Here is a 25,030-nt window from a genome sequence, read left to right as displayed (position 1 = left end):
TCCCCCGAACCGGATCCACGCCTCTCCGGACCCCCGATCACCGAACTGCCCGATCACCTCCGATCACCGAACTCCTCCATCGCGCAAGGACGGACATGACCGCGACCACGCGCCCGAACGCCCCCGAACCCCTCCTGGAGACCGCCCCGGACCCACAACCCGGCCTGCGCGAGTACCTCACCGTCAAGCGCGCCGCCCTGCTGGCGAAACGCGACGGGGCCGCCGACGCCACCGCGCCCGCGCCCACCCTGCGGGTCCGCACCACGGCCGAGCACCGCAGCGGCGTCCGCCGGATCCGCATCCGCGAGCACACCGTCATCAGCGACTCCCCGCTGGACTTCGCCGGCTACGACCTCGGGCCCACCTCGCCCGAGCTCCAGCTGGGCGTGCTGTCCAGCTGCCTCACCCACATCTACCTCATCCAGGCCTCCGACCTGCGGATCCCGCTGGACGCCCTGACCGTCGAGGTGGCGGCCGAGCACGACGGCCGCGCGGGCACACCCGGCTTCGAGGACGTCCCGATCTACCCGCACAACATCCGCTACACCGTGCGCGTCACCTCACCGGCCACCCGCGCCCGGATCGAGGAGCTGCACGCCTCCGTCGAACGCAACTGCCCGATCTACAACCTGCTGCGCGAACCGCAGAAGGTCACCGGCGAGGTCGTGCACACGCTCTCCGGCGATGCCGCGCGCCCGGACGGAGGAGCGTAATGGCCACCAACGCGAACGCCGCGACCAGGGAACGCCCCGGCCTCGAACGGACCGGCCTGGAACGGCCCGGGCTGGAACGGCTCGGGCTGCTGGTCCACGTCGCCGGGCAGGGCGACCCCCGCACGGTGCTCGACCAGCACCTGCGGCTGGCCGTCGTCGCCGAGGAGCTCGGCTACGACTCCTTCTGGATCGCCCAGCACCACCTCGGCGCGGAGAGCGGGGTGGTCCCGTCCCCGTTCGTCTTCCTGGCGGCCGTGGCCGCGCGCACCCACCGGATCCGCCTCGGCACGGCCGTCGTCACCCTTCCGCTGGAGGACCCGGTCCGGGTCGCCGAGGACGCCGCCCAGGCCGACCTGCTCAGCGGCGGGCGGATCGAGCTGGGCATCGGCAGTGGCGCCCACCGGCCGTCCTTCGAGGCCTTCGGGCGGGACTTCGAACAGCGCCGGGCCGACCAGGAGCGAGCCGCCCGGGTGCTGGAGGACACGCTGCGCGGCGGCCCGCTGCCCGGCGGCGCCCCGCTGCACCCGCCCGCCCCCGGCCTGGCCGACCGGATCTGGCAGGCCGCCGTCTCCGGGACCGAACGCGCCCGCCTGGCCGCCGCGGCCGGCCACGGGCTGCTGCTCTCCCGCACCACCACCGACCCGTCCTCGCCCGTCGGCGAGGCGCAAGTGCCCACGGCCGAGGCGTACTTCAAGGAGTTCGACACCAGCCGCGGCACCCGGCCGAGGCTCGGCGTCTCCCGCACCGTCTACCCGGTGGCGGACCGCGCCACCGCCGTCCGGGACCTCGTCCCCGGCGCCCGGTCCTGGCTGGCCCAGGCGGCGACGGAGTGGGCCGGCAGGGACCTGGCCGCCACCGAGTCGGACGACGACGCGCTGCTGCGCCGCCACGACATCCACGCCGGCCCGGTGGAGGCCGTCACGGCCGGCCTGGCCGCCGACCCCGCGCTCGCCCTCGCCACCGACCTGATCGTGCAGTTCCAGCCGGGGCTGCCGTCCTTCGGCAGCGCCGTCGGCGCGCTGGAGGCCATCGCCACCCGGGTCGCCCCCGCGCTGGGCCTGCGGCCCCGGCCCTGACCGCGCCCGGCCGTCCGCCGGTGCCACCCGACGCCCCGCACCACCCCTCACCCGGAGGATCCCCTTGCGCGCCCATCGCACCACCCCCCGTCCGCGGCGGCAGCCGCGGCGGCCGGCCGCCGTCCTGACCGCCCTGCTCCTGGCCGTCCTGCTCACCGCCTGCGCCAGTGGCGGCTCCGCGGGCGGCGGCACCGCCGAGGCCGCCCAGGTGACCCTGACCATCGGATCGCCGTGCAAGGCCTGCCTGAAGCGGCTCCTGATCGCGTCCGGGGAGGACCGGGGCGCCCCGTACCGCATCAACTGGGCCGACTTCGACTCGACGCCCACCCTGGTCGAGGCCCTCAAGGCCGGCAAGGTGGACGTCGCCCAGGGCGGCGAGACGGGCGTGCTGTTCGCCATCGGCAACGGCGCCGACATCAGGCTGCTCGGCGCGGTCGCCCAGCACCGCAGCGGCGGCACCGTCGTCCTGGTGAAGAAGGACTCGCCGGTCACCGATCTGGCCGGCCTCCGGGGCAAGAAGGTCGCCGTCCCCTTCTACACCGCGCAGCACTACCAGTTCGCCAGGTCGCTGGAGGCGGCCGGCCTGAAGTGGTCCGACGTGAACGCGGTCAACCTCACCACGACCGACGGCCTGGCCGCCTTCAACTCCGGTGACGTGGCGGCCTTCGTCATCTGGGACCCGAACGCCGCCGTGGCCCAGCTCCACAACGACGCCCGGATCATCCACGAACTCGGCCAGGACCTCCAGACCTACAGCGCCCTGTACGCCTCGGCCCGCGCCACCTCCGACCCCGCCAAGCGGGCCGCGCTGGAGGACCTGGCCCGCCGTTCGGTGCGCGCCTTCGCCTGGGTCAACAGCCACCGCGGGCAGTGGGCCGACGAGTTGTCCAGGCTCGCCCAGATCCCGGCGGACTCGGCGAAGCTGGCCGCCGACCGGTCCGAGGCGCAGCTCCAGCCGGCCGACGCCGGTATCCAGGCGGGCTGGCAGGACGAGATCGAGTACTTCCGCGGCCAGAACCAGATCAAGCAGAGCTACCGGATCGCCGACCGGATCGAGCCCGGCTTCGACGCCGTCATCACCGACGAACTGGCCAGGGTCGCCGCGACCGCCGGCGCCTCACCCGGGCCGGCCACGCCCTCCGGGAGCCACTCGTGACCGAGACCTCCGCTCCCGTCCTGCGCCCCGCCGCGGCACGGGCCCGGCGCCGGGTGCCGGCCCCGCCGCGCTGGCTGCGCAAGGCGTCCGGCCCCGTGCTGCTCCTGGCGCTCTGGCAACTCGCTTCGGCCGCCGGCGTGCTGGCCCCGGACGTGCTGCCCTCGCCGTGGGCGATGGCCGGGACCTTCGGCGACCTGATCGGTGACGGCTCGCTCGGCGAGGCGATGGTCTCCTCGCTGCGCAGGGTCGCCCTCGGTCTGGCCATCGGCGGCGCCCTGGGGCTGCTGCTGGCGCTGGCGGCGGGCCTGTCCCGGCTCGGCGAGGACCTGGTCGACGCCCCCATGCAGATGCTCCGCACCCTGCCCTGGGCCGGGATGATCCCGCTGTTCATCATCTGGTTCGGCATCGACGAGCAGCCCAAGATCGCCCTGGTGGCGTTCGCGGTGGCCTTCCCGCTCTATCTCAACGTCTACGCGGGCATCCGCAACGTGGACACCACGCTGGTCGAGGCCGCCCGCACGCTGGGCCTGGGCCGGCCGGCCATGGTCCGCCACGTCATCCTGCCGGGCGCCGCGGCCGGCACCCTGGTCGGCTTGCGCTACGCGCTCGGCTCCGCCTGGCTCGCCCTCGTCTTCGCCGAGCAGGTCAACGCGCAGAGCGGCATCGGCTATCTGATCACGCACGCCCGCGAGGTCTACCGGACGGACATCGTCGTGGTCGCCCTCGTCGTCTACGCGTTTCTCGGCCTCGGCGCCGATGTCCTCGTCCGCCTCCTGGAAAGGACCCTGCTGTCATGGCGACCGGCCTTCAGCGGCACCTGACGACCGCACCGCCGGCCGTCGGCCCCGACGCCCGGACCGCCGCTCCCCCGGCGGCCCGGGTGCGCGGTCTGGTCCGGCGGTTCGGCGAACGCGCCGTCATCGACCATCTGGACCTCGAACTGGCGCACGGCGAGTTCGTGGCCCTGCTCGGCGCCAGCGGCTGCGGCAAGAGCACCCTGCTGCGGGTGCTGGCCGGTCTCGACCCCGAGGTCGAGGGGGAGGCCGAGGTCGCCGAGCGGCGGGCCGTGGCCTTCCAGGCACCCCGGCTGATGCCCTGGAAACGGGTCTGGCGCAATGTGGTGCTGGGTCTGCCGGGCCGCGCCGACCGCGCCGTCGCCGACCGGGCCCTGGCCGAGGTCGGTCTCGGCCACCGCGCCGATGCCTGGCCCAAGGACCTCTCCGGCGGCGAGGCGCAGCGTGTCTCGCTCGCCCGTGCCCTGGTCCGCCGCCCCGATCTGCTGCTGCTCGACGAGCCGTTCGGCGCCCTGGACGCGCTGACCAGGCTGAAGGCCCAGCATCTGGTGATCGACCTCTGGCGGCTCCACCGGCCCGCCGTCCTCTTCGTGACCCACGACGTGGACGAGGCGCTGCTGCTCGCCGACCGGGCGCTGCTGATGGCCGACGGTGGCATCGCGGACGAGGTCCGGGTCGGGCTCCCCCGCCCGCGCGAGGTCACCGATCCGGAGTTCGGGCGGCTGCGGTCGCGCCTGCTCGGCGGGCTCGGCGTGGCCGTTCCGGGGGCCGCGGACGCCGGTCCGCCGGCTCCCTGAGCACCGTCCGGCCCACAGCACAGCACACGGGGCCCGTCCGCCGCGGCGGGCGGGCCCCGTGTGCTGTGCTGTGGGCCCGGCGGGCCCTGGCCGGAACGCCGACGCGGTCGGCCAGGTCCCGGCTCAGGGCGTCCGGGGCGTGCGGTGGGCGTGGCGGCACGTCACAGGACGTCCTCCAGGCGCCGGCGCAGCGCGTCGGCGGCCCGCGGCCCGTAGGCCCGTTCGGTGCGGGCGGCGAGGTCGGCGGCGGACAGCTTGTACTCCTGGCTGCCGGCCGACTCCAGGACGGTGGTGGCGAGCGCACAGCCCAGCCGGGCGGACGCCTCCCTGGACCACTGCCAGGACAGGCCGGTGAGGAAGCCACTGCGGAAGGCGTCGCCCGCGCCGGTCGGGTCGACGACGGCGGTGGTCTCCACGGCGGGGACGGTGAGGTCGGGCCGGCCGTCCTGGGAGAGGGTCACCCCGCCGGGGCCGAGGGTGGTGACCCAGGTGCCGACCTGCGCGAGGATCTCCGCGCGGGCCAGGCCGGTCCGGTGCTGGAGCAGGGCGGCCTCGTACTCGTTGGTGAAGAGCAGGGTCGCGCCGAGGACGAGCCGGCGGGCCTCCGGCCCGGTGAGGCGGGCCAGTTGCTGGGAGGGGTCGGCCGCGAAGGGGATGTCCAGCGCGCGGCACGCGTCGGTGTGGCGCAGCATCGCGGCGGGGTCGTCGGGCGCGACGAGGACCAGGTCGAGGCCGCCGGGGCGGGCCGCGAGCGGCGCGAGGTCGATCCGGCGGGCCTCGGACATGGCGCCGGGGTAGAAGGTGGCGATCTGGTTCTGGTCGGCGTCGGTGGTGCAGACGAAGCGGGCGGTGTGGAGCGTCTCGCTGACGTGGACGGCGCCGGTGTCGACGCCGTGGGCGTCCAGCCGGGCGCGGTAGTCGGCGAAGTCGGTGCCGGCGGCGCCGACCAGCAGCGGGGCCAGGCCGAGGCGGCCGAGCCCGAACGCGATGTTGGCCGCCGCCCCGCCGTGGTGGACCTTGAGGTCGTCGGCGAGGAAGGACAGTGAGACGTGGGCGAGTTGGTCCGGCAGCAGCTGGTCGGCGAACCGTCCGGCGAAGGTCATCAGGTGGTCGGTGGCGATGGAGCCGGTGACGGCTATCCGCATCTGGGGTCTCCTCGGGGCCGGGGCGGCCGGGGCGGTCCTCGGCCGGTGCCGGGGGCGGACCGACCGAACAGTACGTACTCTTTCGTATCGTTGGACGGTCGGCAATCATCGGGGAACGGTCCGGGGAGACTTCGGGAGGTTCGCGCGGCACCCGGCGGGCGGGCACGCCAACCGGACGGCGGGCGGTGCCCGGCGCCGGGGAGGCCGGGTCCACCGCCCGCCGTCCGGAGATCGGCGGGCCCCGAGATCAGTGGGCGGCGAGCGCCTCCTCGGTCGGGGTGGTGGGCGCGGCGGGCGGCTGGGCCCGGCCGCCGCGCAGGGTGAGGGTGATCAGCAGGCCGAGGAGCATCCCGGCCGCGGTGAGCAGGACGACCAGGAACTCGCCGTCTGCGGTGGCGGAGAGCAGGTCGTGGCCGGTCTTGCCGCCGGTGCCGGCGTCGGCGATGGCGGTGAAGACGGCCAGGCCGATGGCGTTGCCGAGGTTGAGCGCGGTGGAGGCGGCGCCGTTGGCGACGCCCTGCTCGTGGTCGGGGGTGCCGGTCGCGGCGGCGATCCACATCGCGGTCCAGACGACACCCTGGCCGACGCCGGAGACGATCAGGCCCGGCAGCAGCGCCAGGTAGCCGGCGTCCGCGTCGAAGCCGAAGGCGAGGGCCGCGGTGCCGACGGCGCCGACCACGAAGCCGCCGATCAGGGTGGGCCGCAGGCCGTTGCGGGTGGTGAGGCGTTCGCCGAGCTGGGTGCCGGTGGCGATCGCCAGGGACGGGACGAGGAAGGCGAGGCCGGTCTCCAGGGCGCTGTAGCCGTGGACGGTCTGCAGCAGCACGGTGAGGAAGTAGGGCAGGACGCCGAAGGTGGCCATGTAGATGAAGGTGATGGCCGCTCCCCCGGTCAGGTTGCGGTTGCGGAAGACGCGGAAGGGCAGCAGCGGGTCGGCGCTGCGGGTCTCGATCAGCGCGAAGAGCCCGAGCAGGGCCACCGCGAGGACGAACGCGCCGACCACCCAGCCGCTGAGCCAGCCGAGTTCGGGGCCCTGGACGAGGGCGAAGACGAGCAGCGTGGAGCCGCCGGTGACGCTCAGGGCGCCGGGCAGGTCGAAGCGGCGGCGCTCGGTGCGGGGCGCGTCGCGCGGGATGACGAACAGCGCGGCGAGGGCGACCAGGCCGGCCAGCGGGACGTTGACGTAGAAGACGGCCGGCCAGCCGAAGTTCTCGGTGAGGACGCCGCCGAGCAGTGCGCCGAGGGTCAGGCCACTGGCGCCCGCGCCGCCCCAGACGGCGAGGGCGCGGTTCCGCTTGGGGCCCTCGTCGAACAGGGTGTTGATCAGGGAGAGCGTGGCCGGCAGCAGCAGCGCGCCGCCGATGCCCTGGATCGCCCGGGCCGTGATGATCACGCCGGGGTTGCCGGCCAGGCCACCGGCCAGCGAGGAGACCGCGTAGACGGTGAGGGCCAGCACGAACATCCGGCGGCGCCCGAGCAGGTCGGCGGCGCGCCCGCCGAAGAGCAGGAAGCCGCCGGCGAAGACGACGTAGGCGCTGACCACGAGCTGCTGGGTCTGGCCGGGGAACCCGAGGTCGGAACCGATCTCGGGCAGGGCGACGAACACGATGTTGAGATCCAGCGCGTAGATCAGCTGGGCCAGTGCCAGCAGCGCCAGGGTCCAGCCCAGGTGCCGGGCGCCCCCCTGGGCGGGGCCCGTGGGCGCGGACGAAGTGGACATGGGAGTGCACCCTTCTCGGATCCGGTCTCGGGCGGCCCGGGGCCGGGGGAATCTCGGGCAGGAATGCCCGTCCTGAGTACGACTGTTTGTATCTTTGCGTACTCTAGGACTGTTCGGCAACCTCGTTCCGGCCCCCGGCCGGAGCGGGGGACGGAACGAGACGGGGAAAGGGCGTCCGGTGGGGGCTGAGCACTGTTGGACTGTCGCGGTACTGTGGCAGCATGAGTTTTCGCCACCCAGAACGCGACCAGATCCGGATCGAGAGTGTCCTGTCGGCCCTGGGCAGCCCGGTACGGCTGGCCGTCGTCCGGGTCCTCGACGCCGGCGGGGAGCACAACTGCGGCAGCGTCCTGAACGTCCTCGGCGTGACGGCCAAGTCGACGATGACGCACCACTGGCGCGTCCTGCGCGACAGCGGCGTCATCCGGCAGGAACCGTCCGGGCGGGAGAACCTGCTCTCGCTGCGCCGCACCGACCTGGACGCCCGCTACCCCGGGCTGCTCGACGCCATCCTGGCCGGCGCCCTGGACGACGAAGCCGTCCAGGCGGCCCGCCACCGGCCCGACTCCGCCGGCTGAACCCACGCACCGGATCCCCGCACGGCCCCCGCGGCCGGGTGGCCGGCGCGTCACGACCTGCCACTGCCACCCCTGCGAGGACACCCATGCAGTTCGGGATCTACAGCGTCGGCGACTGCACGCCCGACCCGACCACCGGCCGCGCCGCCACCGAGCACGAGCGCATCAAGGCGATGGTGGCCATCGCCGCCAAGGCGGAGGAGGTGGGGCTCGACGTCTTCGCGACCGGCGAGCACCACAACCCGCCGCACGTGCCGACCTCTCCCACCACCCTGCTCGCCTACATCGCCGCGCGCACCGAGCGGATCATCCTCTCCACCGCCGTCACCCTGATCACCACCAACGACCCGGTGAAGATCGCCGAGGACTACGCGATGCTCCAGCACCTCGCGGACGGCCGCGTCGACCTGGTGCTCGGGCGCGGCAACACCGCGCCCGTCTACCCGTGGTTCGGCCGGGACATCCGCCTGGGCATCCCGCTCGCGATCGAGAACTACGCGCTCCTGCACCGCCTGTGGCGCGAGGAGGTGGTGGACTGGGAGGGCCGCTTCCGCACCCCGCTGCAGTCCTTCACCGCCACCCCGCGCCCGCTGGACGGCGTCCCGCCGTTCGTCTGGCACGGCTCCATCCGCAGCCCCGAGATCGCCATCCAGGCCGGCTACTACGGCGACGGCTTCTTCGCCAGCAACATCCTCTGGCCCAAGGAGCACTTCCAGGAGCTGATCGCGCTCTACCGCGAGCACTACGCCCGCAACGGCCACGGCACGCCCGAACAGGCCGTGGTCGGCCTCGGCGGCCAGGCCTTCATGCGCAAGAACTCCCAGGACGCGGTACGGGAGTTCCGGCCGTACTTCGACAACGCCCCGGTGTACGGGCACGGCCCGTCGCTGGAGGAGTTCATGGACATCACCCCGCTGTCGGTCGGCAGCCCGCAGCAGGTGATCGAGAAGACCCTGCGCTTCCGCGAGTACTTCGGCGACTACCAGCGGCAGATGTTCAACATGGACCACGCCGGACTGCCGCTGAAGACCGTGCTGGAGCAGCTCGACCTGCTCGGCGAGGAGGTCGTCCCGGTGCTGCGCAAGGAGTTCGCGGACGGGCGGCCGGCGCAGGTGTCACCGCCGCCGGTCCACCCGGCCGTCGGCAGCGGCGCCGCGCTGCTGCGCTGAGCACAGCCGGACAGCACCGAAACGCCCGGCCGGGGAGAACCCGGCCGGGCGTTTCGGGGTGCGGTGCCCGCGACCGGGTGCGAGCGGTCGCGGCGGCCACCGGGGTGGCTCAGGGCTTGCGGGCGACCCAGACGCCGTTGGCGCCCTGGCCCTCGAACGGGACGACGCCCTCGGGCTTGAGCCCGAACTCGGCCGCCCACTCCCCGTACTCGGCCGCCGTGTAGTTCCGGCCCCAGGTCTCGACCAGCATGTTCAGGCTCATCAGCGCCGCCGGCGCGGGCCCGCGCTTGTCGTCGTCCACGAAGGACTCGGTCACCAGCAGCACACCGCCGGAGGGCAGCGCCTCGGCGCAGGCCCGCAGGATCTTGCGCGCGTCCTCGATGCCCCAGTCGTGCAGGATGTTGGAGAGCAGGATCGCGTCGTAGCCGCCGGGCACCCCGCCGACCTCGAAGAAGTCACCGCTGGCGAAGTCGATCCGGTCGGCCAGGCCGGCCGCCTCGACCCGGGGCCTGGTGAGCTCGCAGACGAACGGCAGGTCGAACACGGTGGTCTTCAGGTGCGGGTGACGACGGCACAGCTCGATGTCGTACGCCGCGCCGCCGCCGCCGACGTCCAGCAGCCGCTTGATCCCGCTGAAGTCGATCGACTCCGCGAGCCGGCCGGCCGTGTAGGCGGACAGCGAGTGCATCGCGTCCCAGAAGTGCTCCTTGACCACCGGGTCGTCCGGCTGGAACAGCGACTTCTGGTTCTCCACGTCCCAGGTGGTCGGGTGGTTGCCGCGCAGCGAGTCCAGCATCTTGATGTAGGCCGGGTACTCGTGCTTGTCGACCAGCGTCACCCAGCCGCCGAAGTACCGCGGCTTGCCCTTGACCAGGAACTCCTCGGAGACCGCCGAGTTGCGGTAGAACCCCTCGTCGTCGAGGACCAGCAGGTCGAGCGAGACCAGCGCCGTGAGCAGCAGCTCGGCCGGGCGCTCGTGGATCCCGTGCCGCCGCGCGAACGCGTCCAGGGTGACGCCCTTGCCGCCGGCCAGCTCGGTGAAGACCTCGAGCTCGGTCGCCAGCGCCAGCCCCTTGAACGCGTACACGCCCAGGGTCAGGTCCATCAACGGGGTTGGGGATAGGGGCGAAGACATTGATTCTCCTCCGGTTGTGTTCCCGGCGCCCAGAGCAGGCTCCGTACGACAATACGTATTATTTAGGATGGCAGGCCGGTTGTGGGGTGCTCGGGGCCGGATCGATGAGACTTTGGGAAGTCCGCCGTCCGATCGCGTCCATGACCCGGGCGCCGCGCAGGATCTCGGCGCAGGTCGGCGCCGCCCAGCGCCGTTCACCGCGCAGGCCGGCCAGGAACCCCTCCAGGGCCGCACCGGCCCGCGGCGGCGGATACTCCTCCACCCGCTCACCCGCGCCGGTGAGGGTCAGCCGGCCACCGTCCACCCGGGCCGTCCCGCGCTCCCCCTCCACCCGCACCGACACACCGCCGGGGCGGGAGGCCCACCCGGCGCGCACCGAGACCGGCACCCCGCCCCAGGAGAGCAGCGCCGCCCCGCCGACGTCCGCGGCCAGGCCCGGCCGGTGCCGGAGCACCGCCCCGAGCACCCGCAGGCCGGCCCCGGGCGCCAGCCAGCCGAGCAGGTCCACCAGATGGACGGCCAGGTCGGCGAAGGCGCCGGCCGGGCCGTGCGCCGCGTCCAGCATCCAGCCGGCCGGGCCGTCGAACAGGCCGTCCGGCAGCCCCGGATGGCTGAACCCGGCTTCCACCGAGGCCAGTTCGCCGAACGCCCGGGCGGCCAGCAGAGCCCGCAGCCGTCCGAACGCCGGGGCGCAGCGCAGGAACATCGCGGTGGTCGCCGGACGGCCGCCGGACGCCAGCACCGCGAGCAGTTCGGCGGTCTGCGCGGCCGAGCCGGCGAGCGGCTTCTCCACCAGCACCGGCAGCCCGGCGGCGGCCACCCGGCGCAGCAGGGGGCCGTGTTCGGCCGTGGTCGAGGCGACCAGTGCGGCATCGGCCCCGGCCAGCGCCTCGTCGGCGGTCGCCGGCCGTACACCGGCCAGCCGGGGCGGCCAGGGGCCCGATCCCCGGTGGACGGCGGCCAGTTCGGTGTGCCGGTCCGCGGCCACCACGTCGAGGTGGTCGGCGAGGTGGACGTGGGCGGTACCGAGGACGGCCAGCCGGACGCGCTTCACCGGCGTCGCCCGGCCGGGCGCGGCAGGCCGTTCAGGCCGACGAGGCAGAGCGGGCAGACCAGGCAGAGCGGGCAGACCGCGGCGACCGGGCCGGTCACCGGGCCCGGGCCAGCCGGGCGGCCGGTTCGGGCCGGGTGAACGCCCGGTCGCTGTAGACCAGGGGCGGGCCGCTGCCGGCGTGCGTCCGCTCCACCCGGCCGACCAGGATGCTGTGGTCGCCGCCGTCCAGGATCCGGTGGGTGGCGCAGGCGACCCGGGCCGACGCCGAGGCCAGCCCGGGGAGCCCCAGTTCGCAGGGCACCATGTCGCCGGCCGCGAAGCGGTCGATGCCCGAGGTGGCGAACCGCCGGGCCACCTCGGCCTGGTCGTGCGCCAGGACGTTGACCAGGAAGTGCTCGGCCGCCAGGAAGGCGGCGTGGGTACTGGCGGCCTTGTCCAGGCAGATCAGGACGAGCTGCGGGTCGAGGGAGAGCGAGGTGAAGGAGCTCGCGGTGAAACCCCAGTGGCGGCCGACCGCGTCCACCGTCGTGGCGACGGTGACGGGCGAGGGGACACGGGACATCGCCAGGGTGAAGTCGGCCTGGTTGACGGGCATCGGGGCCTCCGTTCTCGGTCGGTTCAGGAGCGGGCCCGCGCGCGGGCCGTCGGGCGGCGGATGCCGGCCCGGTCACGTGGTCGTGCGGCCGGGAGCGGACGTCGGGCCCCAGGTCATCGTGCTCGCGGGCGAGTCGGGGGACGGCGCGCGGACGGTCGGCGCGGTCGCCGGTGTCGTGGCGGCGGCCGGGCCGCCGGCCGGCCCGGCCGTCCCGTCGAGGGCACTCAGGAAGGACTGCGCCCAGTGGCCGACGTCATGGCCGAGCACCTGCCGGCGCAACTGCGCCATCCGCCGGGCCCCCTCCTCCGCCGGGACGTCGAGGGCCAGGGCCAGACCCGACTTCACCTCGTCCAGGTGGTGCGGGTTGACCTGGAACGCCGCCTCCAGCTCGGCTGCGGCACCGGCGAACTCGCTGAGCACCAGGGCGCCGCCGAGGTCGTACCGGCAGGCCACGTACTCCTTGCAGACCAGGTTCATGCCGTCCCGCAGCGGCGTGACCAGCATGACGTCGGCCGCGCAGTAGAAGGCGACGAGTTCCTCCGGCCCGACCGAGGTGTGCAGATAGTGCACGGCCGGGTAGCCGACCCGCCCGAACTCCCCGTTGATCCGCCCCACCGTGCGCTCGATGTCCTCCCGCATCCGGACGTAGTGGTCGACGCGTTCCCGGCTGGGGGTGGCGATCTGAACCATCGTCACCTCCTCCGGCCTGATCCGGCCCGCCGCCAGCATCTCGTGCACGGCCCGGAGCCGGACGTCGATGCCCTTGGTGTAGTCGAGCCGGTCCACGCCGAGCACGATCCGGCGCGGGTTGCCGAGTTCGGCGCGGATCTGCCGGGCCCGGCGCCGGACCCCGGGGCTCCGTGCCAGCCGGCCCAGGGCCGCCGCGTCCACCGAGACCGGGAAGGCGCCCACCGTGACGCCGCGCCCGCCGACCCGCAGCCGCCCGGGCCCGTCCGCCGGGTCGCGGGTTTCGCGGTCCGGCCGCAGACCGGCCAGCCGCTCGGCCAGCCACTGGAAGTTCCGTGCACCGCCCGGGCGTTGGAATCCGATCAGGTCGGCGCCGAGCAGGCCCCGGACGATCTCGGTGCGCCAGGGGAGCTGCATGAACAGCTCCACCGGCGGGAACGGGATGTGCAGGAAGAACCCGATCCGGACGTCCGGCCGCAGCTCCCGCAGCATCGCGGGCACCAGCTGGAGCTGGTAGTCCTGGACCCAGACGGTGGCCCCGGGGGCGGCGACCTCGGCGGCGGCCTTCGCGAAGATCCGGTTGACCCGGACATAGGCGTCCCACCAGTGGCGGTGGTACTCCGGGGGCATCACCACGTCGTGGTAGAGCGGCCAGAGCGTCGCGTTGGAGAAGCCCTCGTAGAAGTCGCGGACGTCCTCGGCGGTCAGCTCGACGGGGTGCAGTCGCAGGCCGTCGTCCTGCGGGGGCGGCGCCGCGCTCGCACCGCTCGCGCCGGGCCAGCCCACCCAGGCCCCCTGGTGCGCGCGCAGGAACGGTTCGAGGGCGTTGACCAGCCCGCCCGGGCTGTGCCGCCACCGCTCGGTGCCGTCCGCGTCGCGCTCCAGACTCACCGGCAACCGGTTGGCCACCACCACGAGTCCGGCCCCGCCGGGCGGCGCCGCGCTCCTCTGCTCGTGCATCCGACGTACCTCTCTCGGGGAATCGCGGCGGTGGACGGGGCGGGGGTGGCTGCCTCGGAGAAGTCCTAGCGGAAGTCGACGATCGTCTTGAGATCGGTCGTGCTCCGGTAGTTCTCGAAGATGTCCACCAGACCGTCGTAGTCGCTGAACTTGTGCACGGTGGAGAGCAGGGCCTTGCCGTTCACCACGCCCGACAGCAGCATCTGCATGGCCGAGGCGATCACATTGGCGCTCTTGTGCATCGGGAAGCTGGTCACGTCGAAGGGCGCGGACCGGATGGTGATGCCCTTGGCGAGCATCAGCCAGGTGTCGAACTTCTGCATCTCCTGCGAGGCCCCGTACAGCACGTACTGGCCGCCGGCCCGGAGCTTGCGCATCGCCACCCGGCGTGGGTCCTTGGTCTCGTCGGAGACCTTGACCGTGGGCAGCGCGTCGAAGACGTAGTCGAAGGCGCCGTCCTCGACGGTCTCGATCAACTCGTCCGGCAGGTAGGAGCGCTGGGAGAACTGCTGCTCGGCGAAATCGTTGCGGGCCGGGTTGGCGTCCACCGAGACGACCGAGTTGGGGGCCAGCAGCCGGCGGATGATGCTCCCCGCGATCACACCGATCGGGCCGGTGCCCAGGATCAGGACCCGGTCACCGACCTGCGGCGGGTTGGAGAGCACCGAGCGCAGCGCGCCCGTGACCGGCTCGATGAACGACGCCTCCAGGTCGCTCAGTTCCTGCGGGATCTTCACCGCCGCGGCCCGGTGGTCGTCGTGGAAGTTGCGGTCGGCGGCGAAGACGTCCTCCTTCACCTGCCCGGAGAAGATCGGCCGCACGGTGCGGTACTCGGCGAACCCGCCGAAGTCGGTCTGGCCCCAGTAGACGACGCGGTCGCCGACGGCGATGTCGGCGCCGTGCTGGTCGAATTCGGGGCCGATGTCGATGACCTCGCCCAGGTACTCGTGACCGAGGATCACCGGGTACTCGGAGGGGAAGAGATGGCCCTCGAAGAAGGAGATGTCGGTGGAGCAGATCGACACGCAGCGGGTCTTCATGAGCAGCCCGTCGGCGGGCGTCTTCGGGATGGGCAGTTCGGCCAGTACCGGTTTGCGCGGGGCCAGAAGCTGTACGGCCTTCATCGTCTCCATGCCTGTTTCCTCATCTCAGTTGTCCGAAGGCGGAGGGTGGGAGCGGTGACACGGGCAGCGGTGACACGGGCGGTGCGGTGGCGCGGCGGAACGGCGAAGCGGCGGTGCGGTGACACGAACAGGACGGTGACACGGGCAGGACGGTGGCGCGGTGCTACCGCCGCATCTGGAGACCGCCGCCGAGCAGGTACTGGCCGGCCATCTCGAAGTGGGTCGGCGAGAGCGTGATGTGCTTGACGGCCGAGTGGACGTCGCGGAAGCAGCGTTCGAGCCGGCTGGTCTCGTAGACCGAGGTGGCCCCGGCGAGGTCGTACGCGGCGTCCACGGCCGCCACCGCCTGCTCGGCGACGGTGGCGGCGGTGAGCCGGGCCACGGCGCTCAGCGGGTCGCCGCCGGTCGGGCCGAACTCCTGGACCCGGCGGGCGGTGTCGAGCAGCAGGACCCGCGCCGCGTACACCTGGAACTCCGCCCGGGCCAGCTTCTCCTGGACGACGTGGCTCTGCGCGAGGGTGCTGCTGCCGGCCGTCCTGGTCTTGCCCGCGGCGAGCTCCTTGAAGGAGTCGACGGCGTTCTGCGCGATCCCCAGGGCCGTCGAGGCCGAGGTGAACGGGCCGAAGTCGTAGTAGCTGATGTCGTAGGCCCGGGACGCCCTCGGCGCCGGCGGGCGGTACATCTCCGCGCCCGCGACGGTGTACTCCACCGGCACGCGCACGTTCTCCACCCGGTAGTGGTTGCTGCCGGTCGCGCGCAGGCCGACCGTGTGCCAGGTGTCGCGGATCTCGACGTCCGAGGCGCGGACGAAGAGCTGGCGCAGCTCCGGGCCGGCCTCGGTGCGGCGCACCTCCCCGCCCTCGGTCACCCAGGCCGCGCAGACCAGCCAGTCGGCGTGGGCGGACCCGCTGGCGAACGCCCATTCGCCGTTGAGGGTGAAGCCGCCGTCGGTGGCCTCGGCGAATCCGGACGGGTTGACGCCGCCGACCACCAAACCGGTGTGCTCCTCGAACAGGCGGCGCGCGGTGGGCTCGGGGAGGTAGTCCGAGAGCCGGCCGATGGCACCCTGGACGCCCATCTGCCAGGCGACGGACGGGTCCAGCTGCGCCAGGGCCTGGATCACCGCCGAACCCGTCTCGATGCTCACCTGCCCGCCGCCGAGCTGCCGTGACACCCACATCCGCGGGATCCCGGCGTCGCGCAGCGCCTCGAAGACCGGGCGCGGGGTGACCCGCTCCCGGTCGCCGCGCTCGCGGTTCTCCTCGACCAGCGGGGCGATCTTCTCCACCCGCGCCAGCCATTCCCGGGTCTCGTCCGAATAACCGGCCCGGAGCAGTCGCCCCTCGGCCGGAGCTGAATTCGCGACAGTCATCCTCGATCCTTCGCTTGATTTCGGCGATTACCGGTATGCGACCCGGCACAACGCAGGCACAATGCAGGCACAGCGGACCGGCAGCGCCAAGGCGTACCGGTGTCACCGAACGGAACAGGGAATTGCGGCGGGGCGGCCCGCGATTTCCGCGGCCTTTCCGGAAAACGGCTCCGGGGATTCCCGCGCCGGTTCCATTCTCGGGCGCGCGGCCGCCTCCGGACAAGCGCGACCTCCGGAAGTCGCAGGGCTCCGCGGGCCCCGGCCGGCGCCCGCGGAGCCCGGCCGGCGGTCAGGCGGAGCGGCGCTCCGGCCCGGCCGCCCGGTGCGCGGGCACCCGGGCGGTGAGCGGGGCCCGCGCGCCGGCGGGGCCGGTGTGCAGCCGGCTGTAGGCGGCGGCCGCCGAGGCCATCGTCATGTGGTGGTGCCAGCCCGGGTAGGAGCGGCCCTCGAAGTCCAGGACCCCGAAGTTCTCCGCCAGGTCGGCCATGGCGCGCTCGGCCGCCGGGACGGCCCGGGCGAGCGCCAGCACGTCCTCCACCCGGCGTTCGGTCAGGCTGGTGATCCAGTACCGGGCGGGGTGCTGCCCGCTCGGGGCGGGCCTGACCAGCACCCGGTAGGTGCGCCGGGGCGCGGCGCCGGAGGCCTCCGTCCGGGGCAGCCGGACCAGCCCCGAGTGGACGGTGAACGGTTCGGGCCGGCCGGACGGCAACTGACGGACCACCAGATGCGGCTGGCGGGTCTGGCTGCGCGCCATCAGCGCCCCGATCCCCACCGGCGGGGACGGTGTGCGGGCGGGGGGCCGCACCGGCTGCCCGGGGCCCACCTCGCAGACGAAGTCCATGCCCAGCTGGGCGAGTCCGGCGGCCACCGGTGCGATGTCGGGCTCGTGCCGCAGGTCCAGTACCCAGGGCACGGAGGCCAGCCGGGGGTGGGCGGCGACCGCGGTCGCGAAGTCCAGGACGTGGGTCCAGGAGGGCCGGGCCGCGACCCCGTCCGGGATCCGGGCCCGCCGGCGGCGCCGCTCGTCCTCGCACCAGGCCTCGCAGAGCAGCAGCCGCCAGTCCACCGAGACGCAGTGGGTGTCCGTGACCAGGAAGGAGCCGCTCGCCTGCTGGCAGTTGACGGTTCGTCCGGATGCCGCGTCGAAGCGCCGGTGGACCCCCACCGAGTGGTCGCCGCGTTTGGGGATGGTCAGTTCCGCCACGCTCCAGGCGCGCGGCACCGCGCTCTCGGCCACCGTCCGGGCCAGTGCCTGGCGCACCGGCCCCCAGTCCCACGGGCTGGCGTTGATGAACTGCTGCAGCCCGTGGACGGCGGCCGAGGTCGGCGCGACCGTCCGCGCCAGCTGCTGCAGCGTCTTCTTGCCGGGGACGCTGAGCAGCCCGCCCAGGTACGCCCGGGCCCAGCGACGCTGATCGGCACGGTGCAGCGAGTCGAAGACCTCCTCCATGAACGTCTGTAGGAGAGGTCTTCCGGCCGGCGCCACGTCCTGAATGTCGTCTGACCGCATGTGACGTTCACTCCCCCTTGTATGGTGCACCGATGATGCGTCTGCGCGATCGACCGCAGACAAAAATACCTTCTCGAACGTCAGTTTTGACGGAGCGGTCGACGACTTTGCAACCTCCCGCCCCGACCTGCACACACGCCCGCGCACACGGCGCCCGCGACCGCGCACGGCCGCCGCACACCGCTCCGGCGACCGGCCGAAGATGGCTCAATCGTCCACCGCCCGCCGCACCGCCCTTGTTGCCGGACCCGCCCGCGGTAAAAGATTCACAGAAGACGGTTCCGGCGTTTCGCCGGCCACGTTCGCCGACAACGGCTGAGAGGCATCGTGATCAAGCAGGAACGGGCGTGGAGGACGCATGAGCTGCTCCTCGACGCCTCTGCCGACGAGTTCGTCCGGCACGGGTACGCCGGAGCGAACCTGCAACGCATAGCGGTCCGGACGGGAATGACCAAAGGCGCGCTGTACGCGCACTTCTCCTCGAAGGAGAAACTCGCCGCGGCGCTCACCGCCCCCTTCGACCATGCCTGGCGCGGCGTCCTCGACCAGGTCGAGGAATCCGACCGGCACCCGCTCGGGGTGCTGCGTCAGATCACCTTCGGCCTCGTCGGTCTGCTCCACACCTGTCTGCGCTTCCGGGCCGGGCTCCACCTGGTCGTCGAGGAGGCCCAGTCCCGCAGCCAGACCCCGGACGTGATCACGGACCTGTCCCTGGTGATGACCCGTCTGGTCCGGGATGCCCAGCGGCTCGGCGAACTGGAGGACGGTCACGAACCCTCGGCGCTCAGCGGGTTCGTGATCGCCTCCGTCTTCGGCACCTACTACACCGCCACCTCCGCGTGCCGGCTGGACACCTTCCCCGCACAGGTCCAGGAGATCTGGCGGCTCGTCCTGCCGCCCGCGGCCTGACCGGCCGCGGGCGTCAGTCCGGCAGGACCCGCGCACCGGGCAGCGCGGCCAGCAGGGCCGGGTCCGCGCCCACCACCACCGGGTGGCCGACCTCGGCCAGCATCGGCAGGTCGGAGACGTGGTCGCCGTAGCCGTAGCACTCCTGCGGCCCGAGGTGCGGGTAGGCGCCGATGAGGTGGCGCACGGCGGCCCCCTTGCCCGCGCCGATGACCGGGTCGCCGACCACCCCGCCGGTGTAACGGCCTTCGCGGACCTCGGGATTGGTGCACACCAGGTGCCGTGCGCCGATGTCCGCGGCGACGGGCTCCAGGAGGGCCGGGAACCCGCCCGACACCAGCACCAGGAGGCCGCCCTCGGCCTGGTGCCGCCGCAGTTCGGCGCGGGTCCGCGCCCGGTAGAAGCCCTTCTCGGCGCTGGCCGCGACGAACCAGCGCCGCGCCGACTCGGCGACCGAGGCTTCGTGCTGACCCTCCCACGCCCGGTAGTAGGCCAGGTTTCCGCGCTCCCGCGGGGCGCCGGCCGCCGCCAGGGCCGTCAGGCAGCGGCGCGTCTGGTCGACGTGCCGCGCACCGGCGGCACCGTAGCGGCGGGTGAAGTAGTAGTCCAGGAAGTCGAACAGGCTCTTGCGGGTGAGCAGCGTCTCGTCGACGTCGCTGAACACCAGCCGGGTGGGCTCTGGGACGGCCATGCGGTTCCTCCGGTACGGAGCGGGGGGCGCGGGCGGGAGAGTGGACGCGGAACGAGGGACGCGCGGTTCGACGGGGCGACGGCCGGCGCCGCGGGAGGAGAACGACGATGGAAGGTTTGGTGAAGGACGATTCACCGGGCCCGCACGGCCGGTGGTGCGGCCGTGCGGGCCGGGCCACGCCACCGCCCGACCGCCGGTCCCGGCCGGACCGGCGCGCACTGATGGACACACTTCCCCTACCTGCAAGGAATTATGACGAGCAGTCAGTTGTCACTCCGGCCACCGGCCGCCGAACCGGACCGGCGGCCGGCCCCGACCCGGGAACGCCCCGAAGTGCGGCCGGCACCCCGGCTCACGGTAAAGGGATCTTCAAGGAAAGGATGATCCCGTTGCTCCCATTCCTTCCCGACGGTATTTCTAAGGGTGCCTGTCGGCGGTCACGAAAAAGGGAGGTCGGAGTCCATGGTTCGCCATCGCATCACCCGGACCGGCCCCGCCCCAGTCCGTCTCCGATGTCATGAGCACCGTGTTTCCCTGGAGCACGTCGATCGCCAGCCGCCCCCGGCCGGACGCCCTCGTCACCCCGCCCCGCACCGCGAGGAGAAGGGGCTCGTCCAGCTCCGCGAAGGCCAGGCAGCGTGTCGTCAGGGCGAGGAGGACCTGCGGGCCAAGGGCCCGCGGGCCGACGACGGGCGGTCCCGCCGCGGGGTCGTGGACCAGCAGGTGCCCCAACTGCCGGACGCCCTCCAGCAGGGCCATCAGCGGCACATGGTCGGTGGGGTGGTCGAAGAGGATGGCGTGGTCGAGGTCGACCAGCATCCGCCACTCGCGCGGCGACGGGCCCGGGACGAGCACACTGTCCTTGCCCCGCAGCCTGCCCACCCGCCACGGCCGGACCCTCCGGCGCGCCGCCTCCGGCGCGACGGTCCCCCCGGCAACCGGCCCGGCCGGGCCGGGACCGGCCTCGGAGCGGCGCCCGCGCAGCACCCGGTAGGTCCGCTCGTCGAGGGCGACGACCCGCAGACCGCCACGGCCGCACTCGCGGCCCGCGATGCTGAGCACCACCTCCAGCCGCATCCCGAACCGTCGCGGCGGCCGGTTGTCCACCCAGTGCCACCGCGCCAGGAGTTCGGCCCGCAGCGGCTCCGTGCCGACCCGCAGCGCCCCGGGGTCGGTGATCTCGAAGTCCATGTCGCTGCCCACGAACCGGTGGGTCAGCGGCACTCCGTAGTGCCAGTGCGCGAGACAGACCAGCGCCTGACGGATGGTCTCCGCGAAGAGCAGCGGATCACTCACCCCCTGCGGGTCCGGGTGGTAGAGCGCGTGGTCCCTCGGCCACTGCGCGCCGACCAGGAAGCGGTCGCCGCCGAGCGCGACCGCGTCCGTCACGAACACCTCGGCGACGGCCGCACGGTGGACGAGGTGCCGGGGTATCGTCCGGTCGAACGTCAGTCGGGCTCCTGGCGGGGTGGGGCCGGCCAGGACCGGGGCGGCCGTCACGGTCCCGGCCGCCGGGTCACCCGCCGCGTCACCGTTCTCCGGACCGCACGTCGCACATGGTATTGCCGCATGTTCTCCCCCCAGAGGTCGTGGGCGAGCCCTTACGGGCCCGGCCCGCCAGCGCTCTCAAATCTACCTTTACGAAGGTTTGTTTCAAGGGCCGGCCGTTCACTGTTACGTCGTGTGGCACCAGCGTCCACCGCACCCCCGTCCACCGCGTCCGAGAGAGGCCGATCATGAGAGCGCCGCAGGGACAACGCCTCCCCGGGCCCACCACCACCCCGCCGCAGACGGCCCGGGGCAAGGAACTCAAACAGGAACGGGCCGTCCGCACCCAGGAGCGGATCCTGCACGCCGCCGCCCAGGCCTTCGCCGAGAACGGCTTCCCCGCCGTCACCATCCTCGACGTCGCCCAGCTGTCCGGGATGACGAAGGGCGCGGTGTACTTCCACTACGCCAACAAGGAAGCCCTCGCCCTCAGCATCGCCGACGAGTTCTACCGCCGCATCGCGGCCATCGCGGGCCGGGTGGAGCAGCTCGGCCTGCCGCCGATCGCCTCCGTCGCCGAACTGCTGCTGCGCACGGCGGCGGCCCTGCGCGACGACACCGTGATGCAGGCCGGCGCCCGGCTGCAGATCGAGCGGGCGGCGATCGAGGCCGAACTCCCGCTGCCCTACCAGGGTTACACCGCGCTGATCTGCTCCTGGCTGGAGCACGGGGCCGAGCGCGGCGAGCTCGCCCGCTCGACCACGCCCGCCGTCCTCGCCAAGGTGCTGGTCTCCGCCTTCTTCGGCGCCCAGCACATCTCCTGGGTGCTCGGCAACCGGGCCGACCTCACCGAGCGGACCATGGAGATCATCAGGACCGTCATCCCGTGCGCCGAGAGCGCGCTCCCCGAACCGCTCTCCGTCCTGGAGTCGTGACGCCCGGTCAGCGGGGCGGGGACGGAACACGCGGACCGGCCGCCCCCCTGCCGGGGTCCGTCAGGACACCCGACGGGCCCCGGCGGACGCGATCGCGTGGACGAGGCCCGGCTCGGGGTACCCGGCCCGCCGGAAGGCCGCCGCCACCGCGGCCGCCGTCTCGTCGGCGGCGCCCACGGCCACCAGGGCGATCACCGAGCCGCCGAAGCCGCCGCCGGTCATCCGGGCGCCGAGCGCCCCGGCGGACAGGGCGGCCTCGACCGCCAGGTCCGTCTCCGGGCAGGAGACCCGGTAGTCGTCGCGCAGCGAGGCGTGCCCGGCGGTGAGGACCGGCCCGAGCCCGGCCGGGTCACCGGCGTCGAGCAGGGCGACGGCCCGGCGCACCCGCTCGTTCTCGGTCACCACGTGCCGTACCAGCGGCCGCAGTTCGGCGGGCAGCCGGCCGAGCGCGGGATCGAGGCCGGACGGCGGAACGTCGCGCAGGGCGGGCAGGTCGAGCAGCGCCGCGGCCCGCTCGCAGCCGGCGCGCAGCGCCGCGTACGCACCGTCGGCGAGGTCGTGCCTGGTCCGGGTGTCGATGACCAGCAGCCGCAGGCCCGCGCTCGCCAGGTCGAACGGCACGTGCCGGATGGACAGGTCGCGGGCGTCCAGGTGGAGCGCGGTTCCCGCGCGGCCGCACATCGACGCCATCTGGTCCATCACGCCGCAGGGCACGCCGACGAACCGGTTCTCGGCCTGCTGTGCGACGACCGCGAGGTCCTGTGCGGCGAGGCCGAGGCCGTACAGGTCGTTGTAGGCGGAGGCGACCGCGCACTCCAGCGCGGCGGAGGAGGAGAGGCCCGCGCCGGTCGGCACGTCGCTGTCGAGGAGCAGGTCGGCGCCGCCGACCGGGTGGCCGGCCTGCCGCAGGGCCCAGACCACGGCGGCGGGATAGCCCGCCCAGCCCGCCACCGTGCCGGGGGCGAGGTCGGCGACGGCCAGCTCGGCGACCCGGCCGTCGCCCTGGACGCTGTAGAGCCGCAGCCGGCCGTCGTCGCGTCGGCGGGCCCGGGCGCGGACGGTCTGCGGCAGGGCGATCGGCAGGACGAACCCGAGGTTGTAGTCGGTGTGTTCACCGATCAGGTTCACCCGGCCCGGTGCCGCCCACTCCCCGGTCGGGGCGTGGCCGAAGAGCTCGTGGAAGGTGGTCATGGTGTCTGCTCTCCCGGGTGGAGGGACGGGGTGGTGGCGCTGCTCGCGGGCCCGGTCACGAGGCGACCTCCCGCAGCCGCCGGGCGGCCGCCTCCGGGGCGATGTCGTTGACGAAGGCGTCCATGCCGGACTCGACCCCGGCCAGGTACTTGAGCTTGTCGGCGGCCCGCCGGATGGTGAACAGCTCCAGGTGCAGGGCGAGTTCGGCGCCGCCCTCGCGCGGCGCCTGGTGCCAGGCGGAGATGTAGGGCGTGCGCACGGGGGCCTCCGGGGTGCCGAAGAGCCGGTCGAAGCGGCGCAGCAGTTCGAGGTAGAGCCCGGGGAACTCGGCGCGTTCGTCCTCGGTGAGGCGGGTGAGGTCCGGGACGCGGCGGTGGGGGTAGAGGTGGACCTCGTAGGGCCAGCGGGCGGCGAACGGGACGAAGGCCGTCCAGTGCGTTCCGGTGAGCACCAGCCGTTCGGGGGTGGCGCGTTCGGCGGCGAGCAGGTCCTCGAAGAGGTTGCGGCCGGTGGCGGCGCGGTGGCGGCCGGCCTGTCCGGCCATCCGGGCGGTGCGGGGGGTGGTGAAGGGCAGCGCGTAGATCTGGCCGTGCGGGTGGGCGAGGGTGACGCCGATCTCGGTGCCGCGGTTCTCGAAGCAGTACACCTGCGCGACGCCGGGCCGGGCGGAGAGTTCGGCGGTGCGGTCGGTCCAGGCGTCCAGCACCAGCCGCGCGCCGGCCTCGTCGAGGTCGGCGAAGGAGGCTCCGTGGTCGGCGGTGAAGCAGACCACCTCGCACCGGCCGGAGCCGGGCCGGGCGGTGTGCAGCCCGCCCTCGGCGGGATCGGTGGCATCGGCGGACGGCGCGCCGGGCGCTCCGGCGAGCGAGGGGAAGCGGTTCTCGAAGACGGCGACCTGGTAGTCCCCGGCGGGGATCTCGCTGAGCCGCCCGTCCCGGGACGGGCAGAGCGGGCATTCGTCGGCCGGCGGCCGGTAGGTGCGGACCTGGCGGTGCGCGGCGATGGTGACCCAGTCGCCGGTGGCCGGGTCGAGGCGCACCTCGGGGCGGTCGGCCGCGGGTTCCAGCGGGCGCCGGTCGGTGGCCGGGCGGGGGGCGGCCCCGGTGTGGAAGTAGACGAGTTCCCGGCCGTCCGCCAGCCTGGTCACCGTCCTCTCCGTCCCCGCCGCCGACGGCGGCGCCGTCGGCTCGGTCACGGTCCTGGCCATGTCTTCCTCCCGAAGGCGTTCCGGCGGCCGGCCGGTGGGCCCGACCAGGCAACATCATAATCAAACAACATCCAACAAAAAGCAACAGAATTGGTGGGCGCGCCCCGCCACGACCTGCCATCATGGCGTTGACCACCTTCATCGATCACTCTTCACCGATCACCGCGCCGCCAGGAGGCCGCCCGATGCGCGACAGTGCCCAACCGCTCGCCGGACAGCGGCGCGTCCAGATCCTCGACCTGGTCCGCGCGCAGGGCGGCGTCCGGGTCACCGAACTCGTCCGGGACCTCGGGGTCTCCGACATGACCGTCCGCCGGGATCTGGACGCGCTCGCCCGCCGGGGTCTGATCCACAAGGTCCACGGCGGCGCCGTGAAGGTGGACGCCCCGCTCAGCGGCGAGCCGGGGTTCGAGACGAAGGCGTCCTGGCAGCTGCCCGCCAAGGAGGCGATCGCGCGGGCCGCCGCCGGGCTGGTGCCGCCCGGCTCGGCGGTCGGCCTGGCGGCCGGCACCACCACCCACGCGGTGGCCCGCCACCTGCGCGCGGTCGAGGGCCTGACCGTCGTCACCAACTCGCTGCGGATCGCCGACGTGCTCGAACAGCCCGCGGAGGACGGCACCCCGCCCTCCGCCACGGTCATCCGCACCGGCGGCGTCCGCACCCCGTCGGACGGCCTGGTCGGCCCGGTGGCGGACCAGGCCATCCGGTCCCTGCACGTCAATGTGCTCATCCTCGGCTGCCACGGCCTCTCGCCGGCCACGGGACTGACCACGCCGAACCTCGCCGAGGCGGAGACCAACCGCACCTTCCTCCAGTCGGCCCGCCGGGTCGTGGTCGCCGCCGACCACACCAAGTGGAACGCCGTCGGCCTCGCCTCGTTCGCCACACTGGACCAGATCGACGTCCTGGTCACCGACGACGCCCTGCCCGACGAGGACCGCGAGGCCGCCGCCCGCCTCGTCGGCGAGCTGATCGTCGTCCCCGCGTCCTGACCTCGCCCGGCCCACCGGCCGCAGGGCCGGGCGGC

The 25,030-nt window shown here is 73.6% G+C and carries 23 protein-coding genes; 10 read left to right on the top strand and 13 right to left on the bottom strand.

Annotated features, from left to right (window positions below; genetic code table 11):
• Window positions 1–95 precede the first annotated feature (95 nt).
• From AB0P06_RS18440 to AB0P06_RS18420, 5 genes are all read left to right on the top strand, one after another.
• A complete protein-coding gene (locus tag AB0P06_RS18440) occupies window positions 96–713 on the top strand; it encodes an OsmC family protein (RefSeq protein ID WP_363608479.1) in 618 nt (205 codons plus the stop codon).
• Entirely contained in the window at window positions 713–1,789 is a 1,077-nt protein-coding gene (locus tag AB0P06_RS18435; RefSeq protein WP_363608477.1) for an LLM class flavin-dependent oxidoreductase, read from the top strand. Before AB0P06_RS18440 ends, AB0P06_RS18435 begins: the two co-directional genes overlap by 1 nt.
• Window positions 1,790–1,853: 64 nt before the next feature.
• Window positions 1,854–2,945 (top strand): ABC transporter substrate-binding protein, encoded by a 1,092-nt coding sequence (locus AB0P06_RS18430; RefSeq protein ID WP_363608475.1) that lies wholly within the window; start codon window positions 1,854–1,856, stop codon window positions 2,943–2,945.
• Window positions 2,946–2,965: 20 nt separating this feature from the next.
• Entirely contained in the window at window positions 2,966–3,766 is an 801-nt protein-coding gene (locus AB0P06_RS18425) for an ABC transporter permease subunit (protein WP_363608503.1), read from the top strand.
• Entirely contained in the window at window positions 3,739–4,536 is a 798-nt protein-coding gene (locus AB0P06_RS18420; protein WP_363608473.1) for an ABC transporter ATP-binding protein, read from the top strand. The genes AB0P06_RS18425 and AB0P06_RS18420 overlap by 28 nt, the downstream gene beginning before the upstream one ends.
• A gap of 161 nt (window positions 4,537–4,697) precedes the next feature.
• On the opposite strand, the gene AB0P06_RS18415 is transcribed toward AB0P06_RS18420, so the two are convergent.
• The gene (locus tag AB0P06_RS18415) at window positions 4,698–5,681 is read right to left on the bottom strand and encodes a carbohydrate kinase family protein (protein WP_363608471.1); all 984 of its coding nucleotides are present in this window, start codon (window positions 5,679–5,681) and stop codon (window positions 4,698–4,700) included.
• A gap of 247 nt (window positions 5,682–5,928) precedes the next feature.
• Window positions 5,929–7,401, bottom strand: coding sequence for an MFS transporter (locus tag AB0P06_RS18410; RefSeq protein ID WP_363608469.1), 1,473 nt, complete (start codon window positions 7,399–7,401; stop codon window positions 5,929–5,931).
• Between the two features lie 221 nt (window positions 7,402–7,622).
• On the opposite strand from AB0P06_RS18410, the gene AB0P06_RS18405 reads away from it, so the two are divergent.
• Both AB0P06_RS18405 and AB0P06_RS18400 read left to right on the top strand, forming a co-directional pair.
• Window positions 7,623–7,979, top strand: coding sequence for a helix-turn-helix domain-containing protein (locus AB0P06_RS18405; RefSeq protein ID WP_363608467.1), 357 nt, complete (start codon window positions 7,623–7,625; stop codon window positions 7,977–7,979).
• An 86-nt stretch (window positions 7,980–8,065) separates the two neighbouring features.
• Window positions 8,066–9,148 carry an LLM class flavin-dependent oxidoreductase gene (locus tag AB0P06_RS18400; RefSeq protein WP_363608465.1) on the top strand — a complete coding sequence of 361 codons (1,083 nt, stop codon included), beginning with the start codon at window positions 8,066–8,068 and terminating at the stop codon, window positions 9,146–9,148.
• A 109-nt stretch (window positions 9,149–9,257) separates the two neighbouring features.
• Here the strand turns inward: AB0P06_RS18400 and AB0P06_RS18395 are convergent, their stop codons facing one another.
• The 7 genes from AB0P06_RS18395 to AB0P06_RS18365 form a co-directional block, all read right to left on the bottom strand.
• Window positions 9,258–10,253: a methyltransferase gene (locus tag AB0P06_RS18395; RefSeq protein WP_363608463.1), complete on the bottom strand. Its 996-nt coding sequence runs from the start codon at window positions 10,251–10,253 to the stop codon at window positions 9,258–9,260.
• An 88-nt stretch (window positions 10,254–10,341) separates the two neighbouring features.
• A complete protein-coding gene (locus AB0P06_RS18390) occupies window positions 10,342–11,337 on the bottom strand; it encodes a Gfo/Idh/MocA family oxidoreductase (protein ID WP_363608461.1) in 996 nt (331 codons plus the stop codon).
• 94 nt (window positions 11,338–11,431) lie between these two features.
• The gene (locus AB0P06_RS18385) at window positions 11,432–11,932 is read right to left on the bottom strand and encodes a flavin reductase family protein (protein WP_363608459.1); all 501 of its coding nucleotides are present in this window, start codon (window positions 11,930–11,932) and stop codon (window positions 11,432–11,434) included.
• 72 nt (window positions 11,933–12,004) lie between these two features.
• Window positions 12,005–13,579, bottom strand: coding sequence for a trehalose-6-phosphate synthase (locus AB0P06_RS18380; protein ID WP_363608457.1), 1,575 nt, complete (start codon window positions 13,577–13,579; stop codon window positions 12,005–12,007).
• A 65-nt stretch (window positions 13,580–13,644) separates the two neighbouring features.
• Window positions 13,645–14,712 (bottom strand): alcohol dehydrogenase catalytic domain-containing protein, encoded by a 1,068-nt coding sequence (locus AB0P06_RS18375; protein WP_363608455.1) that lies wholly within the window; start codon window positions 14,710–14,712, stop codon window positions 13,645–13,647.
• A 154-nt stretch (window positions 14,713–14,866) separates the two neighbouring features.
• Window positions 14,867–16,075, bottom strand: a complete 1,209-nt coding sequence (locus AB0P06_RS18370) for an acyl-CoA dehydrogenase family protein (RefSeq protein ID WP_363608453.1) — start codon at window positions 16,073–16,075, stop codon at window positions 14,867–14,869.
• Window positions 16,076–16,364: 289 nt separating this feature from the next.
• On the bottom strand, window positions 16,365–17,585 hold the full coding sequence (locus AB0P06_RS18365; RefSeq protein ID WP_363608451.1) for a transposase: 1,221 nt from the start codon (window positions 17,583–17,585) through the stop codon (window positions 16,365–16,367).
• Window positions 17,586–17,912: 327 nt separating this feature from the next.
• On the opposite strand from AB0P06_RS18365, the gene AB0P06_RS18360 reads away from it, so the two are divergent.
• Window positions 17,913–18,494 (top strand): TetR/AcrR family transcriptional regulator, encoded by a 582-nt coding sequence (locus tag AB0P06_RS18360; protein ID WP_363608449.1) that lies wholly within the window; start codon window positions 17,913–17,915, stop codon window positions 18,492–18,494.
• A 13-nt stretch (window positions 18,495–18,507) separates the two neighbouring features.
• Here the strand turns inward: AB0P06_RS18360 and AB0P06_RS18355 are convergent, their stop codons facing one another.
• Together AB0P06_RS18355 and AB0P06_RS18350 are read right to left on the bottom strand one after the other, a co-directional pair.
• Window positions 18,508–19,182, bottom strand: a complete 675-nt coding sequence (locus AB0P06_RS18355; RefSeq protein ID WP_363608447.1) for an HAD-IB family hydrolase — start codon at window positions 19,180–19,182, stop codon at window positions 18,508–18,510.
• 417 nt (window positions 19,183–19,599) lie between these two features.
• Window positions 19,600–20,682 (bottom strand): ScbA/BarX family gamma-butyrolactone biosynthesis protein, encoded by a 1,083-nt coding sequence (locus AB0P06_RS18350; protein ID WP_363608445.1) that lies wholly within the window; start codon window positions 20,680–20,682, stop codon window positions 19,600–19,602.
• A gap of 236 nt (window positions 20,683–20,918) precedes the next feature.
• Between AB0P06_RS18350 and AB0P06_RS18345 the strand changes: the two genes are divergently transcribed.
• A complete protein-coding gene (locus AB0P06_RS18345) occupies window positions 20,919–21,605 on the top strand; it encodes a ScbR family autoregulator-binding transcription factor (RefSeq protein ID WP_363608443.1) in 687 nt (228 codons plus the stop codon).
• A 60-nt stretch (window positions 21,606–21,665) separates the two neighbouring features.
• Here the strand turns inward: AB0P06_RS18345 and galK are convergent, their stop codons facing one another.
• Both galK and galT read right to left on the bottom strand, forming a co-directional pair.
• Window positions 21,666–22,796, bottom strand: a complete 1,131-nt coding sequence (galK, locus tag AB0P06_RS18340) for a galactokinase (RefSeq protein WP_363608441.1) — start codon at window positions 22,794–22,796, stop codon at window positions 21,666–21,668.
• A gap of 55 nt (window positions 22,797–22,851) precedes the next feature.
• Window positions 22,852–24,003 carry a galactose-1-phosphate uridylyltransferase gene (gene galT / locus AB0P06_RS18335; protein ID WP_363608439.1) on the bottom strand — a complete coding sequence of 384 codons (1,152 nt, stop codon included), beginning with the start codon at window positions 24,001–24,003 and terminating at the stop codon, window positions 22,852–22,854.
• 185 nt (window positions 24,004–24,188) lie between these two features.
• On the opposite strand from galT, the gene AB0P06_RS18330 reads away from it, so the two are divergent.
• The gene (locus AB0P06_RS18330; protein ID WP_363608437.1) at window positions 24,189–24,995 is read left to right on the top strand and encodes a DeoR/GlpR family DNA-binding transcription regulator; all 807 of its coding nucleotides are present in this window, start codon (window positions 24,189–24,191) and stop codon (window positions 24,993–24,995) included.
• The last annotated feature ends 35 nt before the right edge of the window (window positions 24,996–25,030 follow it).

Origin of the sequence: Kitasatospora sp. NPDC088351, assembly GCF_040685575.1 — a bacterium.
Classification (GTDB): domain Bacteria; phylum Actinomycetota; class Actinomycetes; order Streptomycetales; family Streptomycetaceae; genus Kitasatospora.
Note: the sequence above shows the minus strand (reverse complement) of the source record. Positions and strands in the feature narration are given on the sequence as shown.

Coding starts and splice junctions, on each gene's coding strand:
- AB0P06_RS18440 (WP_363608479.1), top strand. CDS start 96: ATGACCGCGACCACGCGCCCGAACGCCCCCGAACCCCTCCTGGAGACC.
- AB0P06_RS18435 (WP_363608477.1), top strand. CDS start 713: ATGGCCACCAACGCGAACGCCGCGACCAGGGAACGCCCCGGCCTCGAA.
- AB0P06_RS18420 (WP_363608473.1), top strand. CDS start 3,739: ATGGCGACCGGCCTTCAGCGGCACCTGACGACCGCACCGCCGGCCGTC.
- AB0P06_RS18415 (WP_363608471.1), bottom strand. CDS start 5,681: ATGCGGATAGCCGTCACCGGCTCCATCGCCACCGACCACCTGATGACC.
- AB0P06_RS18410 (WP_363608469.1), bottom strand. CDS start 7,401: ATGTCCACTTCGTCCGCGCCCACGGGCCCCGCCCAGGGGGGCGCCCGG.
- AB0P06_RS18405 (WP_363608467.1), top strand. CDS start 7,623: ATGAGTTTTCGCCACCCAGAACGCGACCAGATCCGGATCGAGAGTGTC.
- AB0P06_RS18400 (WP_363608465.1), top strand. CDS start 8,066: ATGCAGTTCGGGATCTACAGCGTCGGCGACTGCACGCCCGACCCGACC.
- AB0P06_RS18395 (WP_363608463.1), bottom strand. CDS start 10,253: ATGGACCTGACCCTGGGCGTGTACGCGTTCAAGGGGCTGGCGCTGGCG.
- AB0P06_RS18385 (WP_363608459.1), bottom strand. CDS start 11,932: ATGCCCGTCAACCAGGCCGACTTCACCCTGGCGATGTCCCGTGTCCCC.
- AB0P06_RS18380 (WP_363608457.1), bottom strand. CDS start 13,579: ATGCACGAGCAGAGGAGCGCGGCGCCGCCCGGCGGGGCCGGACTCGTG.
- AB0P06_RS18375 (WP_363608455.1), bottom strand. CDS start 14,712: ATGGAGACGATGAAGGCCGTACAGCTTCTGGCCCCGCGCAAACCGGTA.
- AB0P06_RS18370 (WP_363608453.1), bottom strand. CDS start 16,075: ATGACTGTCGCGAATTCAGCTCCGGCCGAGGGGCGACTGCTCCGGGCC.
- AB0P06_RS18365 (WP_363608451.1), bottom strand. CDS start 17,585: ATGCGGTCAGACGACATTCAGGACGTGGCGCCGGCCGGAAGACCTCTC.
- AB0P06_RS18355 (WP_363608447.1), bottom strand. CDS start 19,182: ATGGCCGTCCCAGAGCCCACCCGGCTGGTGTTCAGCGACGTCGACGAG.
- AB0P06_RS18345 (WP_363608443.1), top strand. CDS start 20,919: ATGAGAGCGCCGCAGGGACAACGCCTCCCCGGGCCCACCACCACCCCG.
- galK (WP_363608441.1), bottom strand. CDS start 22,796: ATGACCACCTTCCACGAGCTCTTCGGCCACGCCCCGACCGGGGAGTGG.
- galT (WP_363608439.1), bottom strand. CDS start 24,003: ATGGCCAGGACCGTGACCGAGCCGACGGCGCCGCCGTCGGCGGCGGGG.
- AB0P06_RS18330 (WP_363608437.1), top strand. CDS start 24,189: ATGCGCGACAGTGCCCAACCGCTCGCCGGACAGCGGCGCGTCCAGATC.